Here is a 17,027-nt window from a genome sequence, read left to right as displayed (position 1 = left end):
TTGCTGATTACTGGGGGTTGAGTACTGCCGCGTGTTGCTGCGCGGCCAGTTCCCGGTTGCGGTTGGCGTAACCCTCGGCCATTACCGAGCAGACGATCAGCTGCAACGGGTGATAGATCATGATCGGCAGCAGGATCAGGCCAAGGCCGGGGTTGGCACCGAAGATCAGCGCCGCCATCGACGCACCGGCCGCCAGGGATTTCTTGCTGGCGCAGAACACCGCGGCAATCTCATCGGCAGGGCCGAACTTCAGCGCGCGAGCGGTGCGGGTGGTCATCCACAGGATGATTGCCAGCAAAATCGCACTGCCCATCAGCGCAGTCAGAATCACGCTGTTGCCCTGTTGCTGCCACATCCCCGAGACCATCGAGTTGCAGAACGCCGAGTACACCAGCAGTAGAATCACCAGTTTGTCGGCGATGTTGGTGTAGCGCTTGTGCCGAGCGAAAAATTTGCCCAGTAACGGCCGCAGCAATTGCCCGAGCACCAGCGGCAATAGCAGCATGGCGCACAGGTCGAGCAGGGTTGCACCGAGGTCGATGCCGCCAGCACCGCTGCCGACCACGAAACTCACCAGCAACGGTGTCAGAAAAATCCCCAGCACGCTGGACAGGCTCGCGTTGAGAATCGCTGCCGGTACGTTGCCGCCCGCGCTGCCGGTCAGGGCCACGGACGAGGAAATGGTCGAGGGCAGGGCGCAGAGGTAGAGGAAGCCGAGCATCAGCAGCGATGGAATGTGCGAACCCAGCAGTTTGTCGCTCAGCAGCCAAATCAATGGAAACACCGCAAAGGTGAAGATTTGAACCATCACGTGCAGCTTCCAGTTTTTCAGCCCGTGGCGGATCTGCTCGCTGGAGAGGTTGACCCCATGGAGGAAGAACACCAGAAACACGCCGATGTTAATCACATACTCCGCGTGCATCCCGCCGCCGGTGGCGCCGAAGGTCGGGAAGACATACGCCAGCAGCGTGGCGATCAGCATGCCGCACAAGAACCAGTCGGTGACCACGCGTTTGAGGTGTTTGAAGGCATGCATGACCGGCACCGAATACGTTTGTAAGAATTGATGACTTAGCCTAACGTCGGTCTCATCAGCCGTCTTGCGACATAAGGCCAATCAATGCCGACTAACGGACAACTTTCCCTCGAACGGACCATCCCGGCGCTGACGACGTTGCCGCGTCCGTTGTATGCGCGGGCGGAAAGTCTGAACGCCGGTTCGTGGACGCCGCCGCATCGTCACGATTGGGTGCAGTTTTCCTACGCCATCAGCGGCGTTCTCGGTGTGCATACCGCCGAGGGCAGTTTCTTTGCGCCGCCGCAGTGGGGCATCTGGATTCCGGCGGATCTCGAGCATCAGGTCGTGACCTCGACGCGTGCCGAGATGCGCAGCCTGTACGTGCGCCGCGAGGATTGCCAATGGGCGGACGGGCGTTGCCGGGTACTGGAAGTCACGCCATTGGCGCGGGAGCTGATCAAGCGTTTTTGCCTGTTGCCGGTGGAATATCCACAGGGCGACAGTCAGGAGGCGCGATTAGTGGGCGTGCTGCTGGATCAGTTGGCGAGTCTGCCGGAGGTGGGGTTTTCCCTGCCGCTGCCCCGGCATGAACGGTTGTTGGGCTTGTGCAACGAGTTGATCGACAGCCCTGAGCGCAATGCGACCTTGCAGGAGTGGGCCGAGCGTTTGGGCACGTCGGAGAAAACCTTGATGCGCTTGTTCCAGCGTGAAACCGGCTTGAGCTTCCGCGGCTGGCGGCAGCGCATGCGGCTGCTGTCGTCGTTGAGTTTGCTGGAGGAGGGGAACAGCGTGACCAATGCCGCGCTGTTTTGTGGGTATGACTCGACGTCGGCGTTTATTGCGGCGTTCAAGGGATTGTTCGGGTTTACCCCGGGGGAATTGTTCAGACAGTGACGGCCTCATCGCGAGCAGGCTCGCTCCCACAGGGTTTTGCGCTGTCCTTGTGGGAGCGAGCCTGCTCGCGATTGGCCGCGAAGCGGCCACCGGGATTTTGGATCAGGTTCTGAACCGCCGAACCAAACCATCCAGCTCATTCGACAACCCCGCCAGACTCTGAGAATCCAGGCGCGCCGAGTTCGCCAGTTCTGCCACCAACTGCGCATCGCCATGAATCTGGCTGATGTGGCGATTGATGTCTTCCGCCACTTGATGCTGCTCTTCCGCCGCTGTAGCGATTTGAGTGTTCATGTCGCGAATCACATCCACCGATTCACGAATCTGCCCGAAGCTGCTGCGCGCTTCGCCGATACGTGTCACCGATTGCTGAGACACCTCCAGGCTCGCATGCATCTGCTGCGTCACCTGGCTGGTGCGCTTGGCCAGGTTGCCCAGCAGCCCGTCGATTTCCGCTGTGGAATCGGCCGTCCGTTTGGCCAGGGCGCGAACTTCATCCGCCACCACCGCAAAACCACGACCCTGTTCACCCGCCCGGGCCGCTTCGATGGCGGCGTTCAGCGCCAACAGATTGGTTTGTTCGGCGATCGAACGAATGGTCCCGAGGATCGACTGAATGTCGTTGCTATCGCGCTCAAGCTGTTGCATCGATTGCGCCGACTGTTCGATTTCCTGGCTCAAGCGATCAACACTGCTCACGGCGGCATCGATCTGCTGCTGACCTTCGCGCGCTTGGCGCTGGCCGCTGTCCGCCGACTCGGCGGCCTGGCTGCAGGAGCGTGCGACTTCGTTGGCGGTGGCGACCATTTCGTGGAACGCCGTGGACACCATGTCCACCGCTTCACGCTGGCGTCCGGCGGCTTCGGCCATGTCGCGGGACACTTGCGTCGAGCTTTGGGAGGTGGCGAGGATCTTGGTCGCGGCGCCGCCGATGCTTTGAATCAGGTTGCGAATCGCCGCCAGAAACTGGTTGAACCAGTTGGCCAATTGCGCGGTTTCGTCGCTGCCACGGATTTGCAGATTCTTGGTCAGGTCGCCTTCACCCTGGGCGATGCCTTCCAGACCGCTGGCCACGCTGCGGATCGGTCGCACGATCAGGCTGGCGAAACTGGCGCCGACAATGGCGAAGAACACCGCCAGTACCGCCGCGATGATCGCGATCAGCCAGGTCAGTTGAGTGGCCGAACTCATCACGTCGGTCTGCTTGATCAGACCGATAAAGGTCCAGCCCAGTTGTTCCGACGGCCAGACGTTGGCCATGTAGCGTTCACCATTGAGCTCGACTTCCACCAGCCCTTTACCGGCCTTGGCCAGTTGCGCGTAGCCGTCGCCGAGACTATTGAGCGCTTTGAAGTTATGTTCCGGTTGCTTCGGATCGACCAGTACCGTGCCGGTGTTTTCCACCAGTATCAGGTAGCCGGTTTCGCCGAGTTTGATCTGTTTGACAATTTCGGTGAGCTGTTTGAGAGAGACATCGATGGCAAGCACACCGCCCTGAGCCCCGAGCTGATTGGCCACGGCACGCACGGTGCTGACCAGCACGGCGTCATCGCCGGCCCAGTAATAGGCCTCAGTGCGTAACGTCTTGCCAGGGTTGGCCATGGCTGTCTTGTACCAGGGGCGAACACGTGGGTCGTAATTGGCCATCTTCGGGTCAGCCGGCCATGTGGCATAACCACCGCTGGACAAGCCGTAAGACACATAGGAATAGGCCGGGTGGCTGCTAGCCAGCCCGGTGAACAAATCCAACAGCTTTGTGTCCATCTCACTTTCGGGAAGTTGCGCTGCGTCGGCACCGACCCGGCTTTTTACGCTGGCGTCGCCTGCTTTGATCAGCGGCTGGCCGGCCAGGTAATCGACGTTCTGGCTGATGCCGTCAAAGAACAGCTGCATGGCATTACTGACCTGACGAATCTCGCGGCCGCTGCCGTCGACAAAATTATCCTTGGCATCGCTGCGCAAGTTCAGCACCACGAGGGTGGCGACCAGCACCACGGGCAAGCAGGCGATGATTGCAAACGCCCAGGTCAACTTCTGTTTGATGTTCATCCGCGCTCCAGTTTTTTCTTGTAGGCCCACGCAGTGCAGATGACTCGCGGATTATTGGCAGCCGAAAACGTTAGATACCCCGATCCTTGAGTGCGCCCTCGTTATCATTGTCGGGGCGATTTGTCGGACAATTCCTTTTCTCTCTAATGACTTCGGCTGAGGAACGTGGAAATTTAGGCCTGTTGAGAAAAATCCGGCGAAGGGTAGGGGCTACATGTCAGATTCTGTCGCAAATGCCCCTGTAGCCCTTCGTCAACAAGTGGCGCAGGCTCAGCTATGATCCTGAGCGGTCAATGAGTTGTGCCCGATTAATCCGGCACATTGTGTGCTTCTTGATGTTCATGGGAACGTTCATAGGTCGGCAACCCCTCCCGCGAATGAGAGGATTGCCGTATAACGAATGACTTTCGCGTGTTTGGTAATAAAGGACCCACAATAAAAGCTGATGAAGACTCCAAAACGCATTGAACCCCTGATCGAGGACGGTCTGGTCGACGAGGTGCTGCGCCCACTCATGAGTGGTAAAGAAGCAGCTGTTTATGTGGTGCGCTGCGGCAACGAGCTGCGTTGTGCCAAGGTCTACAAGGAGGCGAATAAACGCAGTTTTCGTCAGGCGGCCGAGTATCAGGAAGGCCGTAAGGTGCGCAACAGCCGGCAGGCTCGAGCGATGGCCAAGGGCTCCAAGTTCGGCAAGAAAGAAACCGAAGACGCCTGGCAGAATGCCGAAGTGGCGGCGTTGTTCCGGCTGGCCGGTGCCGGTGTGCGGGTACCCAAGCCGTATGACTTCCTCGAAGGCGTGCTGCTGATGGAGCTGGTGGCCGACGAGTACGGCGATGCCGCGCCGCGTCTGAACGATGTGGTGCTGGAGCCGGACCAGGCGCGCGAATATCACGCGTTTCTGATTTCGCAGATCGTGCTGATGCTGTGTACCGGTTTGGTGCATGGTGACCTGTCCGAGTTCAACGTGCTGCTGACGCCGACCGGCCCGGTCATCATCGACCTGCCGCAAGCGGTGGATGCGGCGGGCAACAACCACGCGTTCAACATGCTGGAACGGGACGTGGGCAACATGGCGTCCTACTTCGGTCGCTTTGCACCGGAGTTGAAACGCACCAAGTACGCCAAAGAGATGTGGGCGTTGTACGAAGCCGGCACCCTGCACCCGGCCAGTGTATTGACCGGCGAGTTCGACGAGCCGGAAGAGCTGGCAGACGTTGGCGGGATCATGCGCGAGATCGAGGCGGCCCGTCTCGATGAAGAGCGGCGTCAGGCGGTTCGGGCGGCGGACGATGCGCCACCGAGCAAGGCCGAAGAGCCGCCTCCACCGTGGATGCAGTAATCGGTTGACCCAAAACCCGGCTTCGGCCGGGTTTTTTGTAGCTGCCTGCCCGAATCCTCCAAACACCGAAGAACCAATGTGGGAGCGGGCTTGCTCGCGAAAGCGGTAGATCAGTCGACATTGATGTTGAATGACACACCGCATTCGCGAGCAAGCCCGCTCCCACAATAGTTTTGCGCCAACACTAAATCTGCGCCCGGCACCGATTTATTGTGGGAGCGAGCCTGCTCGCGAAAGGGCCATCGCCTTCAACATAAAACCTCCTACATACTGCACCGCTCGAAACACCCCACACTCAAGGACTGAATGTGAATTCCACCCGCAACGCCCAACTGATCATTGCCGCCCGACTGATTTCGGACTTCGGCGCTTTCCTCAACATGGTCGCCCTGGCCACTTACGTCTATCTGCTCAGCAACAGCGCCATGAGTGTCGGCATTTTCCTCGCCAGTCGTGTGGCCGGGGGGATCTTTGCCAGTCTGATCGGCACCCGGTTCTATCGCCGCTGGGCCGGGCGCCTGCCGCTGATTGCCTTCGACCTGCTGCGCGCCGGTTTGCTGGGCTTGCTGTTGGTGCTACCGATCAGCCAACAAGCGCTGCTGCTACCGCTGATCGCCTTCGGCCTGGGGTTCGGCAATTCGATGTTCGCCATCGGCCTCAACAGCCAATTACCACACATGATCGATAAGGCGCAGCTGCTCAAGACCAACGCCTGGATTACCTCGGCGTCGTCTGCGGCGATGGTCGGCGGGAGTCTGGTGGCGGGGTTGTTGGTGGCGGGGTTTGGCTTTGAAACGGTGTTTGCCCTGAACGTGATCACTTACCTGCTGGCGGCGTTGTTGGTTGTGCCGCTGCGGTTTCCCAGACCTGCCCCCAGTGATGAACCCCATCACCCACAAGGCGAATGGTCGGCCCTGCGTCAGGGCCTGCGTACGGCGCCAGTGCTGGCGGCGATGCTTGCCGTTGCCATGGCCGATACGCTGGGCAGCGCCGCACACAACGTCGGTTTACCGATCATCTCAAAACTGCTGACACCCGAGTCGGCCAGCACCACCCTGGGCCTGATGCTGGCGGTCTGGGCCAGCGGTAAATTCATCGGGGCGCGAATCGCCAGTCGCCTGAAAGGTACGGACAACGCGCACCTTGAACGGCGATTTTTCTTCGGCGTTTTGCTGATGTCCTGCGGCTTCATCCTGATGTTCCAACAGCAAACCCTTTACGGCTTGCTGCTGTTTTCGTTGCCCGCAGGCTTGGGTGACGGCTTCTCGGAAGTCGGCCTGATGTCGCGCCTGCAACGTGAACCGGACAACCTGCGCCTGCCGATTTTCAGCTTTCTGACGCTGCTGCAAATGACTGGGTTCGGCATCGGCATGTTGATCGCCGCGCCGTTCTATTCGTGGTGGACGCCCGGCGCGGTGGTGCTGTTGTTCCACGGCATTCCCCTCACCACGTTGCTGGTGGCGAAGGGGTTGGCGCTCAGGAATGAGCGGGTTCGGCGCAGCAGCCCGACGCCAGCTCCTTGAGGATCGGGCAGTCCGGGCGGTGGTCGCCATGGCAATGTTCTACCAGGTCTTGCAGGGTGTCGCGCAATTGCCCGAGTTCGCGAATCTTCTGGTTCAACTCGTCGATGTGCTGGCGGGCCAGCGCCTTCACATCGGCACTGGCTCGCTGACGGTCTTGCCAGAGGGTCAGCAGCTTGCCGACCTCTTCCAGCGAGAAACCCAAATCCCGAGAGCGCTTGATGAACGCCAGAGTATGCAGATCGTCGTCGCCATAGACCCGATAGCCACTGTCGGTGCGATGGGCCGCCTTGAGCAGGCCGATGGATTCGTAGTAACGAATCATCTTCGCGCTCAGACCGCTCTGGCGGGCCGCTTGGCCAATGTTCATCGGTTGTCCTCCAGGTCTTTGGGTTTCCAGGTTTTCAACAGTAACGCATTGCTCACCACGCTGACGCTCGACAACGCCATGGCCGCGCCGGCCAGCACCGGGTTGAGAAAGCCGAACGCCGCCAGTGGCAGGCCGATCAGGTTATAGACGAAGGCCCAGAACAGGTTTTGGCGAATCTTCGCGTAGGTCTTGCGGCTGATCTCCAGCGCCGCCGGCACCAGCCGTGGATCGCCGCGCATCAAGGTGATCCCGGCAGCGTGCATGGCGACGTCGGTGCCGCCACCCATGGCGATGCCGATGTCTGCCGCGGCAAGGGCCGGTGCGTCGTTGATGCCATCGCCGACCATTGCCACCACGCCGGTTTTTTTCAGTGCGGCGACGGTGGCGGCTTTGTCCGCCGGCAATACTTCGGCGTGGACATCGCTGATGCCCAGCGCCTCGGCGACCACCTTGGCGCTGCCGCGGTTATCGCCGGTCAGCAGGTGGCTGCTGATGTTCCGTGCATTCAGCTGTTGCACCGCTTGCAAGGCGCCGGGTTTGAGCGTGTCACCGAAGGCGAACAGGCCGAGCACTCGCGGTTCAGGGCTTTGTTCAATTAGCCAGGACAGGGTCCGGCCTTCGGTTTCCCAGGCGGTTGCGGAGTCGGCCAATGGCCCTGCGCTCAGTCCGCTTTCCTCCAGCAGACGCCGATTGCCCAACGCCAATCGCCGACCATCGAGATTGCCGGCAATGCCGCGCCCGGTCAGCGATTGACTGTCGTTGACATCAGCCACGGTCAAGCCGCGCTCGGTGCAGGCATCCAGCACAGCCTTGGCCAGCGGGTGTTCACTACCACGTTGCAGCGCACCAGCCATTTGCAGCAGGGCAGGTTCATCACCCTCGATGGCACTCAGATGCGCGATGCGCGGCGTGCCCGAAGTCAGCGTGCCGGTCTTGTCGAACACCACGGCGCTGACTTCATGGGCACGCTCCAAAGCTTCGGCGTCCTTGATCAGAATCCCGTAGCGCGCCGCCACACCGGTGCCGGCCATGATTGCCGTCGGCGTGGCCAGCCCGAGAGCACAAGGACAGGCGATCACCAACACTGCGACCGCATTGATCAACGCCGTTTCCAGTGGCGCGCCGTACAGCCACCAACCGATCAAGGTCACTAGCGCGATCAGCAGCACTGCCGGCACGAACACCTGGCTGACTTTATCCACCAGTTTCTGGATCGGTGCTTTTGCCGCCTGCGCGTCTTCCACCAGGCGGATGATCCGCGCCAGCACGGTTTCTGCACCGAGCGCCAAGGTCCGAACCAGCAGCCGACCTTCGGCATTGATCGCGCCGCCGGTGACCTTGTCACCCGGTTGTTTTGGCACCGGCAGGCTCTCGCCGCTGATCAGTGCTTCATCCGCGTGGCTCAGGCCTTCCACCACTTCGCCATCCACCGGGAAGCGTTCACCGGGTTTGACCATGACCAGATCATTGAGGCGCAAAGCGCTGATCGCAACGTCTTGCTCGCGACCATCGATCACCTGAATGGCTCGCTCCGGACGCAAGGCTTCAAGGGCGCGGATGGCGCTGGCGGTCTGGCGCTTGGCGCGGCTTTCCAGGTATTTGCCCAGCAACACCAAGGCGATCACCACCGCCGAGGCTTCGAAATACAGATGCGGCATGCGACCGGCAGCGGTGGCCCATTCGTAAACGCTCAAGCCGTAGCCGGCGCTGGTGCCCAGGGCTACCAGTAAATCCATGTTGCCGGCACCGGCGCGCACGGCTTTCCATGCAGCGACATAAAAGCGTGCGCCGAAGATGAACTGCACCGGCGTCGCCAACGCGAACTGCACCCACGCCGGGAGCATCCAATGCACGCCGAAAGGTTGCAGCACCATCGGCAGCACCAGCGGCAAGGCCAGGGCGATGGCCGCCAGCAAAGCCCAGCGTTCGCGGTGCAATCGTTGTTGTTGATTGTCTGTTTGCGGGTGTTCGACTTCCCAGACGCTGGCGGAGTAACCGGCCTTGGTCACGGCGCCGATCAGGGTTTGCGGGTCGACCTGGCCGAGCAGTTCGAGGTGCGCACGTTCGTTGGCCAGGTTGACGCTGACACTTTTGACCCCCGGCACCTTGGCCAGCGCCCGTTCGACGCGGCCGACGCAGGACGCGCAGGTCATGCCGTCGATGCTCAATTCCAGGGTCTGCTGCGGCACGCTGTAACCGGCCTGCTGCACTGCGTCCATCAACGCCGGCAGGCTGTCGCTGGGTGCTTGAACCCGGGCCTGTTCGGTGGCCAGGTTGACGCTGACGGCCGTAGCGCCGATGACTTTGCTCAAGGCACGCTCGACACGCCCGGCGCAACTGGCGCAGGTCATGCCGGCAATCGGCAGATCGAAGGTGGTGGATTCGGACATCGGTCACGCTCCCTGTAGAAATTACCTACAGGATCAACCTTGCCATGCGGGCAAGGTCAAGCGCCATGTCTCAGATCAAAAGATCGCAGCCTGCGGCAGCTCCTACAGGATCACGCGGTCCATGTAGGAGCTGCCGAAGGCTGCGATCTTTTACAGGCGACTCAATATTCGAGGGCGGCAGGCTTGAGGTACATCCCTTCCTGCGCCATCGCAATCCGGAACTTCAACACGTCCCCGGCCTTGAGCGTGATGTTCTGCGAACCCGGCGCGAGCATGCCCGGGTTGCAACCCGGCGCCTGGCCCGGCAGCAGTTTGAGGCGCAGGGACACATTACCCGGTGGCAGGTTGAACGAGGTGCTCTGTTCCTGAAACAGTCGCGCCGATAACTGATCCTGGATGTACACGCCGATCTCGCAGGAAGTCGACACTTCCAGACGCTCGCGGGAAATGATCAGCACGCCGTAGTCCTCCCCGGCGGCTAGAACCGAAGGTGTCGCGGCAAATAGGCTGAGGAAGCCAAACAGGCTGAGAGCTGACCAGCGCATGGCTGAATCTCCTGATGTCGAGTCATAGATGGACGCAGCTTGGCCGAGCACGGCGCCGATTGCCAGCCCGGCAGCTTGCTTCAGAACTTGACCTTGCCATAGTGGCAAGCTCGAGACTGCCCTCAACCCTATTGAAGGGCCCCATTAAGGAGACGTCCCATGCAAGTGTTCAATGTTGAAGGTATGTCCTGCGGTCATTGCGTCAAGGCCATCACTCAGGCGCTGCAAGCCAAGGATCCCGCGGCTAGCGTGCGCATTGATCTGGCGGCAAAAGAAGTCGGCGTTGAAAGTGCGCTGACGGCCGATCAGGTGATCGCCGCGATCAGCGAAGAGGGTTATGGCGTCAAACTGGCCTGAGTTTTTTAATAGTTAGCGACCTAACGGAATGTTCAAGGCGTCCACGCCCGGCTAGACTGTTGGCCTGCCGATCCATGGCCAACCTGCATGCCTAACCTGGACGCCTGATGAACTTCCGCACAATCATGATTCTCGGCGCCTTGAGCGCTTTCGGTCCGCTGGCGATCGATTTCTATTTGCCGGCATTCCCGGCGATGGCGCTCGCTTTCGGCACCGACGAAAAACACGTTCAACTGACCCTGGCGGCCTATTTCCTTGGCCTGTCCATTGGCCAACTGGCATACGGCCCGGTGGCTGATCGCTTCGGGCGACGGATTCCCTTGCTGACAGGTGTCGGCTTGTTCACCGTCGCTTCATTGGCCTGTGCTTATGCGCCGACTCTGGAGTGGCTGATTGGCGCACGTTTCGTCCAGGCGCTGGGCGGTTGCGCGGGCATGGTGATTTCGCGGGCGGTGGTCAGCGATAAATGCGATGCGGTGGGTTCGGCGAAGGTCTTTTCGCAATTGATGCTGGTGATGGGCCTGGCGCCGATTCTTGCGCCGATGCTGGGCGGGTTGCTGGTCAACACGACTGGCTGGCAATCGATCTTTCTCGTGCTGACCGGTTTCAGTGCATTGGCAGGGCTGGCAGTGGCCCTCGGGCTGCCGGAAAGTCTGCCGGCCCATGTGCCGCGCCAACCGTTGTCGGGCGCACTGCGTCAGTACGGTCGGTTGTTGGCGGATCCGATATTCCTCGGCCATGCCCTGACCGGTGGTGTCGCCATCGCCGGGATGTTTGCCTACATCGCCGGTTCACCGTTCGTCTTCATCAAACTCTATGGCGTGCCGGCCGAGCATTTCGGCTGGCTGTTCGGCATTAACGCGGCGGGTTTCATTCTGGTGGCCCAGGTAAATGCCCGGATGCTGGCCAAGCGCGGTCCGGCTTTTTTACTGGCGCGTACCGTCTGGCTCTATCTGGCGGGTGGTCTGGCCCTGTTGGCGGTCAGCGCGTTGCATACCGCGCAGTTGTGGCCGTTGCTGATTCCGCTCTTCCTCTGCATCGCCAGCCTGGGTTGTATTGTGCCCAACGCCTCGGCCTGCGCCATGAACGGTCAGGGCGCGCGGGCGGGCAGTGCCTCGGCGATGCTCGGTTGCCTGCAGTTCAGCGTCGCCGCCGGGGCCGCAGCATTGGTGGGTGTTTTACATGATGGCAGCGCCATGCCGATGGCCATGGTCATCAGCCTGTGCGGGATTCTGGTGGTGAGCGCGGCGACGCTCACCCGACGTTTGCAAAATGCCCGGGCGCTGACGCAAGCCCAGGTCTGAGGATGGGACTCAGCCAGCAGCACGCTGCTGACGGTCGGGAAACTGATGGGGCGCATGCAAGCGCGCTTCAAGCGTTTTAGTGAAGGCCAGGGCTTCGGCCTCACTGCGGAACGTCACGGCGTGTTGATCCAGGCGGACCTGCCAGCGGGATGTTGCCACTTCTTTTATCAGGATCTTCATTGCTGAGCTCCTTTCGTAAAAGACGTCTCGTAAAAGACATCACGTAAATGATTGTTCGCAGAGTTTTCGATTGTAGACCTGAATACGATCGCAATTGTGACAACGGTCAATTCTCTGACTGACGGCAACAGGGATCGACGTATATCCCGGATTTTTCGGTCGTACCCTGTAGGAGCTGCCGAAGGCTGCGATCTTTTGATTTTGCTTTTAAAACACAAGATCAAAAGATCGCAGCCTTCGGCAGCTCCTACGAAGGTTGTTCTTTAGAACCCTTCAAGCACAATCTTGCCCTTGGACTTGCCGCTCTCCAACAGCTCATGGGCACGCCGCAAGTTAGCCGCGTTGATGACCCCGAAGTGCTCGCCGACCGTGGTTTTCAGCGTGCCCGCATCGATCAGCCCGGCGACGCGGTTGAGCAGTTTGTGCTGCTCGATCATGTCTGCGGTTTCGAACAGCGAGCGGGTGTACATGAATTCCCAGTGCAGTGACAGGCTCTTGCGCTTGAGTTTGGTCACGTCCAGCGACTTCGGATCATCGATCAGCGCCAGTTTGCCTTGCGGCGCCAATGCCTCCACCAATTGATCCAGGTGTTGATCGGTCTGGGTCAGGCTGGCGACGTGGGTCACCTGCTCGAACCCCGCACGTTTGAGTTCTTCACTCAGTGGCTGACGATGATCGATTACCTGATCGGCGCCCAGGTCACGCACCCAGCTCTGGGTCTGGGCACGGGAAGCGGTGCCGATGACCTTCAGCCCGGTGAGCTGGCTGGCCAATTGCGTGAGGATTGAACCGACGCCCCCTGCAGCACCGACAATCAGCAGGCTCTGGCCCTCATCGGTTTTGCCTTCGCGCACTTGCAGGCGTTCGAACAGCAATTCCCACGCGGTAATGGCGGTCAGCGGCAGGGCGGCGGCTTCGGCGAAACCGAGGGTTTTCGGCATGTGGCCGACGATTCGCTCATCCACCACATGCAACTCGCTGTTGCCGCCGGCACGGGCGATGGAGCCGGCGTAGAACACTTTGTCGCCAGTCTTGAACAAGGTCACTTCGCTGCCTACGGCCTTGACCACACCAGCCACGTCCCAGCCCAGCACTTTTGCCGCGCCACCTTCAGGCTGGACGTTCTGGCGAACCTTGGTGTCCACCGGGTTGACCGAGATGGCTTTGACCTCCACCAACAGGTCACGCGGGCCGGCGACTGGTTCTGGCAGTTCGATGTCTTGCAGGGCTTTTTCGTCGCTGATGGGCAGCGAGGCGTAGTAGGCAATGGCTTTCATGGTGGGTTCCTGAGAGGGAATGATTTCGATGGGACAGATGATTGGTTATTTCCCGGCAAGATAAAACCCGCTAAAAGAGCAGTCTCTTTCAATATTTTTTTGATAATCGGGGCTGACGATGTTGCGTTTCGATGACTTGCAGCTGTTCGTTCGAGCCGCGGACCTGGGCAGTCTGTCGGCGGCGGCGCGGGGGATGGATATGTCGGCGGCAGTGGCCAGCGCGGCGTTGAAGCGTATCGAACAGCAACTCGGCGCGCGCTTGCTCACCCGTTCTACCCGTAGCCTGCGCCTGACCGCTGAAGGCGAGGGCTTTCTGGAATACGCCCGGGCAGCCTTGAGCAATCTTGATGAGGGCCGCCGCCTGCTGGCCAGCGGGCAGGATCAGGTCAGCGGGATTTTGCAGCTGTCGGCTCCGTCGGATTTCGGTCGCAACTTGCTGTTGCCCTGGCTCGACGAGTTTCAGCGCGAGCATCCGAAACTCACGGTTCGGTTGCTGTTGGGCGACCGCATTGCCGACCTGTTCCGCCAACCGGTAGACATCGCCCTGCGTTATGGCGAGCCGGAAGACTCGAGCCTGGTGGCGTTGCCCATCGCCCCGCAGAACCGTCGCGTGCTCTGTGCGGCGCCGGGTTACCTGGCCAGGAATGGCGAACCTCGGCATCTGGAGCAACTGGCTCAGCACAATTGCCTGTTGTTCATGCTCGGCGGCCGGGTTCACGATCACTGGAGTTTCTACGATGGCAAACGCGAAGTAAGCCTGACAGTCAGTGGCGATCGCTTCAGTGACGACGCCGATGTTGTGCGTCTGTGGGCCGTAGCGGGAGCGGGGATTGCGTATAAGTCCTGGCTCGATGTCGCCGCCGATGTGCTGGCCGGTCGGTTGAAAGTGCTGATGCCGGAGCTGCTCTGTGAGCGCGCACCGCTGAATTTGCTGTGCGCCCATCGCGCACAATTGAGTAAGCCGGTGAACCTTTTGCGGGAAATGCTTGCCAGCCGATGCGCTCGCATAAGCAGTCAATTTCCGACGAAATCGGATGTCGATCATTAGTCGCAGGCAAATAGCGAAATTTCTGTCAGGAACTATCACCACCAATGGATCCCCGAGGGCAGGAACCGGCGGTTATCCCGCTTATACTAGCGCTCGCCTCATGTACGCACCGTCGACCTCGCAATGGCGAGTTCAGGTTCGATTCGGTCAGACCCGATGGTCATCACCGGACCTTCGTTGCACCCGCGAAGCAGTGGCTTGGGTGAGTGGGTGGCTTTGCCGGTTTATGGCGGTTTTCGCGTCTTGGCCGACGACACATTACTGGTCAAGATGTCTCTGAGCAGTAGACGAAACGATTCAACAGGGAGTGAATACATGGAACATGCACCTTGCATCAGCCAGATCGCCACATTGCTGGCTGACCCAAAGCGCAGCGCAATGATGTGGGCCTTGATGGACGGCTCGGCGCGGCAAACCGAAGAGCTGGCGTTGCTGGCTGGCCTGTCGCCATCTTCGGCCAGTGCGCATTTAGGGCGTTTGTCCGCCGGAGGTCTGTTGAAAGTCGAAACCCGTGGACGCAAACGGTTTTTCCGGCTTGCCGCGCCCGAAGTCGGCGCCGCGATAGAAGCGCTGGCCAGCGCGACCCTGGCCAGCGCCCCTCGGGACATTCCAGAGGTTTTCAAACGCACCAGCCCTATCGCCAAACCTCAGGCGGCGCCTTCGTCACTGCTACGGGCCAGGCTCTGCGACGACCATCTAGGCGGCACCCTGGCCGCCGATCTCTACCAGCGTCTGCTGGATGCGGGCTGGATCGAGCAACTCGATCAACGGGTCATGATCACTCACAAGGGCGCCACACAATTGGCTACACGCGGTGTGTTCATCCAGGCGCTGGCTCATCGCAACAGCAGAGTCGCCTGCGCTTGCCCGGACTGGAGCGAAAGACGCCCGCACATGGGGGGCTCATTGGGCGCGGCATTGTTGCAGCTGTTCATGCAGTCCGGCTGGTTGAGCCTGCCCAACGATTCGCGAGCGTTACTGATCACCGCTGCGGGGCAACGGGAAATCCATCGTTTCGCCAAGGAAACCGAACTGGAAATGGCGCTTTAGAGCCATTGAGGTACGACGTCCGGGATCTTGGGTTTCAGGCGTCGTTCAGAGCTGTGGACAGGTCGCATCCAGCAATAATCCCCAACCGCTATCGCGCACACTCGATCCGGGGACTTTCAGGATTGGGGGAATATGGCATGGAAACACGAAGCTTCAGCGCGGCAGAACGATTGGAACGGCTGCCCGTCAGCGGTTATCACCGCATCATTTTCATCATCATTGCCCTGGCGTTTTTCTTCGACTCCATGGATTTGGCGATGATGACCTTTCTGCTCGGCTCGATCAAAACCGAGTTCGGCCTGAGCACGGCGCAGGCCGGATTGCTGGCCAGTTCGAGTTTCTTCGGCATGGTCATGGGCGCATCGCTGTCCGGTATGTTGGCCGACCGCTTCGGACGCAAACCGGTGTTCCAGTGGAGCATTGTGCTGTGGGGCATCGCCAGCTACCTGTGCTCCACGGCGCAGAACGTCGAAACGCTGACGCTATTCCGAGTCCTGTTGGGGATCGGCATGGGCATGGAGTTTCCGATTGCGCAGTCGATGCTGTCCGAGCTGATTCCGGCCAAGAGGCGTGGGCGTTACATCGCGTTGATGGATGGTTTTTGGCCGCTCGGTTTCGTCGCAGCGGGGGTGCTGTCGTACTTCCTGTTGCCGGTGATTGGCTGGCGCGACATCTTTCTGGTGTTGGCGGTGCCGGCGGTGTTCGTCCTGGCGATTCGTTTTTTCATTCCCGAGTCACCGCGCTGGCTGGAGCAGGCCGGGCATCATGACGTGGCGGATAAGGTCTTGCGCGGCATCGAAGATCGAGTTCGGGCTTCACTGGGCCGTGCGGATTTGCCTGCCCCGATTCGCCTGCCCCGGGTGGCGAGTCAACCGGGCACTTTCTTCTCTGCGCTGCGGGAGATCTGGTCGCCGCAATATCGTCAGCGCACGATGATGATCTGGAGCGTGTGGTTCTTCGCCTTGCTGGGTTTCTATGGCCTGACGTCCTGGCTCAGCGCGCTGCTGCAACAATCGGGTTTCGCCGTGACCCAGTCGGTGTATTACACGGTGCTGATTTCCCTCGGCGGGATTCCCGGTTTCCTCATGGCTGCCTGGCTGGTAGAGCGTTGGGGGCGTAAACCAGTGTGCGTCGTGACGATGCTCGGCGGCGGGGTCATGGCGTTTCTTTACGGCCAGAGTGCGGTATTCGGCGGCAACGTCAGTCTGTTGATTACCTCGGGGCTGTTGATGCAGTTCTTTCTGTTCGGCATGTGGGCGGTGCTCTACACCTACACCCCTGAGTTGTACCCGACGTCGGCACGCGCCACGGGCTCGGGATTCGCGTCAGCGATCGGCCGCGTGGGGTCGTTGCTCGGGCCATTAGTGACCGGGCTGGTATTCCCGATGACCGGGCAGGGCGGAGTGTTTGCGCTGGGGGCGATGTGTTTTGCGATTGCGGCGGGGGTAGTGTGGATGTTCGGGATGGAGACCCGGGGCAAGACGTTGGAAGAGTTGAGTGAGCCGGTGATTATCAATTAATCACCGATTAAATGTGGGAGCGGGCTTGCTCGCGAAAGCGGTATGCCAGTCGACATCATCGTTGACTGACACGCCGCCTTCGCGAGCAAGCCCGCTCCCACATGGGTTGTGCGGTGATTTCTATTGTGGGGTAGATGCAAAAAAAGATCGCAGCCTTCGGCAGGTC

15 protein-coding genes and 1 pseudogene are annotated in these 17,027 nt (G+C 60.3%); 8 read left to right on the top strand and 8 right to left on the bottom strand.

The features are described from left to right. Positions 1–7 precede the first annotated feature (7 nt). Entirely contained in the window at positions 8–1,036 is a 1,029-nt protein-coding gene (locus BK662_RS14200; protein WP_123358584.1) for a bile acid:sodium symporter family protein, read from the bottom strand. Between the two features lie 84 nt (positions 1,037–1,120). On the opposite strand from BK662_RS14200, the gene BK662_RS14195 reads away from it, so the two are divergent. Then, positions 1,121–1,912, top strand: coding sequence for an AraC family transcriptional regulator (locus BK662_RS14195; RefSeq protein ID WP_123358583.1), 792 nt, complete (start codon positions 1,121–1,123; stop codon positions 1,910–1,912). A 102-nt stretch (positions 1,913–2,014) separates the two neighbouring features. On the opposite strand, the gene BK662_RS35840 is transcribed toward BK662_RS14195, so the two are convergent. Both BK662_RS35840 and BK662_RS35835 read right to left on the bottom strand, forming a co-directional pair. Continuing rightward, positions 2,015–2,743, bottom strand: a complete 729-nt coding sequence (locus BK662_RS35840) for a methyl-accepting chemotaxis protein (protein WP_370694720.1) — start codon at positions 2,741–2,743, stop codon at positions 2,015–2,017. A 129-nt stretch (positions 2,744–2,872) separates the two neighbouring features. Continuing rightward, positions 2,873–3,805: pseudogene (locus BK662_RS35835) on the bottom strand (cache domain-containing protein); the annotation flags it as partial. Between the two features lie 601 nt (positions 3,806–4,406). Between BK662_RS35835 and BK662_RS14185 the strand changes: the two are divergent. Continuing rightward, complete coding sequence (locus tag BK662_RS14185) at positions 4,407–5,300, top strand: PA4780 family RIO1-like protein kinase (RefSeq protein ID WP_123358581.1); 894 nt, start codon at positions 4,407–4,409, stop codon at positions 5,298–5,300. A gap of 308 nt (positions 5,301–5,608) precedes the next feature. Beyond that, complete coding sequence (locus BK662_RS14180) at positions 5,609–6,823, top strand: MFS transporter (RefSeq protein WP_123358580.1); 1,215 nt, start codon at positions 5,609–5,611, stop codon at positions 6,821–6,823. On the opposite strand, the gene cueR is transcribed toward BK662_RS14180, so the two are convergent. The 3 genes from cueR to BK662_RS14165 form a co-directional block, all read right to left on the bottom strand. After that, the gene (gene cueR, locus BK662_RS14175) at positions 6,777–7,190 is read right to left on the bottom strand and encodes a Cu(I)-responsive transcriptional regulator (RefSeq protein WP_007907120.1); all 414 of its coding nucleotides are present in this window, start codon (positions 7,188–7,190) and stop codon (positions 6,777–6,779) included. The two genes, BK662_RS14180 and cueR, sit on opposite strands and share 47 nt — an antisense overlap. Next, positions 7,187–9,580: a heavy metal translocating P-type ATPase gene (locus tag BK662_RS14170; RefSeq protein WP_123358579.1), complete on the bottom strand. Its 2,394-nt coding sequence runs from the start codon at positions 9,578–9,580 to the stop codon at positions 7,187–7,189. Before BK662_RS14170 ends, cueR begins: the two co-directional genes overlap by 4 nt. A 161-nt stretch (positions 9,581–9,741) precedes the next feature. After that, positions 9,742–10,125: a hypothetical protein gene (locus tag BK662_RS14165; RefSeq protein WP_123358578.1), complete on the bottom strand. Its 384-nt coding sequence runs from the start codon at positions 10,123–10,125 to the stop codon at positions 9,742–9,744. A gap of 159 nt (positions 10,126–10,284) precedes the next feature. Between BK662_RS14165 and BK662_RS14160 the strand changes: the two genes are divergently transcribed. Together BK662_RS14160 and BK662_RS14155 are read left to right on the top strand one after the other, a co-directional pair. Continuing rightward, positions 10,285–10,482 (top strand): heavy-metal-associated domain-containing protein, encoded by a 198-nt coding sequence (locus BK662_RS14160; protein ID WP_008069687.1) that lies wholly within the window; start codon positions 10,285–10,287, stop codon positions 10,480–10,482. 107 nt (positions 10,483–10,589) lie between these two features. Continuing rightward, positions 10,590–11,786: a multidrug effflux MFS transporter gene (locus BK662_RS14155; RefSeq protein WP_123358577.1), complete on the top strand. Its 1,197-nt coding sequence runs from the start codon at positions 10,590–10,592 to the stop codon at positions 11,784–11,786. A 9-nt stretch (positions 11,787–11,795) separates the two neighbouring features. Here the strand turns inward: BK662_RS14155 and BK662_RS34800 are convergent, their stop codons facing one another. Then, positions 11,796–11,966: a hypothetical protein gene (locus BK662_RS34800; RefSeq protein ID WP_167344822.1), complete on the bottom strand. Its 171-nt coding sequence runs from the start codon at positions 11,964–11,966 to the stop codon at positions 11,796–11,798. A 263-nt stretch (positions 11,967–12,229) separates the two neighbouring features. Further along, positions 12,230–13,243, bottom strand: coding sequence for a zinc-binding alcohol dehydrogenase family protein (locus tag BK662_RS14145; RefSeq protein WP_123358576.1), 1,014 nt, complete (start codon positions 13,241–13,243; stop codon positions 12,230–12,232). A gap of 118 nt (positions 13,244–13,361) precedes the next feature. Here BK662_RS14145 and vimR point away from each other — a divergent pair, with 118 nt between their 5' ends. From vimR to BK662_RS14130, 3 genes are all read left to right on the top strand, one after another. Next, the gene (vimR, locus tag BK662_RS14140) at positions 13,362–14,291 is read left to right on the top strand and encodes a transcription regulator VimR (protein WP_123358575.1); all 930 of its coding nucleotides are present in this window, start codon (positions 13,362–13,364) and stop codon (positions 14,289–14,291) included. Between the two features lie 315 nt (positions 14,292–14,606). Continuing rightward, positions 14,607–15,341, top strand: coding sequence for an ArsR/SmtB family transcription factor (locus tag BK662_RS14135; protein WP_123358574.1), 735 nt, complete (start codon positions 14,607–14,609; stop codon positions 15,339–15,341). 137 nt (positions 15,342–15,478) lie between these two features. Further along, entirely contained in the window at positions 15,479–16,861 is a 1,383-nt protein-coding gene (locus BK662_RS14130; protein ID WP_123358573.1) for an MFS transporter, read from the top strand. Positions 16,862–17,027: the final 166 nt, after the last annotated feature.

Source organism: Pseudomonas frederiksbergensis, from assembly GCF_003732275.1.
GTDB classification, from domain to species: domain Bacteria; phylum Pseudomonadota; class Gammaproteobacteria; order Pseudomonadales; family Pseudomonadaceae; genus Aquipseudomonas; species Aquipseudomonas frederiksbergensis_H.
Note: the sequence above shows the minus strand (reverse complement) of the source record. Positions and strands in the feature narration are given on the sequence as shown.

What these genes read in the sequence shown, in the direction of transcription:
- BK662_RS14200 (WP_123358584.1), bottom strand. Translation starts at nt 1,036, where the DNA reads ATGCATGCCTTCAAACACCTCAAACGCGTGGTCACCGACTGGTTCTTG.
- BK662_RS14135 (WP_123358574.1), top strand. Translation starts at nt 14,607, where the DNA reads ATGGAACATGCACCTTGCATCAGCCAGATCGCCACATTGCTGGCTGAC.
- BK662_RS35840 (WP_370694720.1), bottom strand. Translation starts at nt 2,743, where the DNA reads ATGGTGTCCACGGCGTTCCACGAAATGGTCGCCACCGCCAACGAAGTC.
- BK662_RS14155 (WP_123358577.1), top strand. Translation starts at nt 10,590, where the DNA reads ATGAACTTCCGCACAATCATGATTCTCGGCGCCTTGAGCGCTTTCGGT.
- BK662_RS14130 (WP_123358573.1), top strand. Translation starts at nt 15,479, where the DNA reads ATGGAAACACGAAGCTTCAGCGCGGCAGAACGATTGGAACGGCTGCCC.
- cueR (WP_007907120.1), bottom strand. Translation starts at nt 7,190, where the DNA reads ATGAACATTGGCCAAGCGGCCCGCCAGAGCGGTCTGAGCGCGAAGATG.
- BK662_RS14165 (WP_123358578.1), bottom strand. Translation starts at nt 10,125, where the DNA reads ATGCGCTGGTCAGCTCTCAGCCTGTTTGGCTTCCTCAGCCTATTTGCC.
- vimR (WP_123358575.1), top strand. Translation starts at nt 13,362, where the DNA reads ATGTTGCGTTTCGATGACTTGCAGCTGTTCGTTCGAGCCGCGGACCTG.
- BK662_RS14170 (WP_123358579.1), bottom strand. Translation starts at nt 9,580, where the DNA reads ATGTCCGAATCCACCACCTTCGATCTGCCGATTGCCGGCATGACCTGC.
- BK662_RS14195 (WP_123358583.1), top strand. Translation starts at nt 1,121, where the DNA reads ATGCCGACTAACGGACAACTTTCCCTCGAACGGACCATCCCGGCGCTG.
- BK662_RS14145 (WP_123358576.1), bottom strand. Translation starts at nt 13,243, where the DNA reads ATGAAAGCCATTGCCTACTACGCCTCGCTGCCCATCAGCGACGAAAAA.
- BK662_RS34800 (WP_167344822.1), bottom strand. Translation starts at nt 11,966, where the DNA reads ATGAAGATCCTGATAAAAGAAGTGGCAACATCCCGCTGGCAGGTCCGC.
- BK662_RS14160 (WP_008069687.1), top strand. Translation starts at nt 10,285, where the DNA reads ATGCAAGTGTTCAATGTTGAAGGTATGTCCTGCGGTCATTGCGTCAAG.
- BK662_RS14185 (WP_123358581.1), top strand. Translation starts at nt 4,407, where the DNA reads ATGAAGACTCCAAAACGCATTGAACCCCTGATCGAGGACGGTCTGGTC.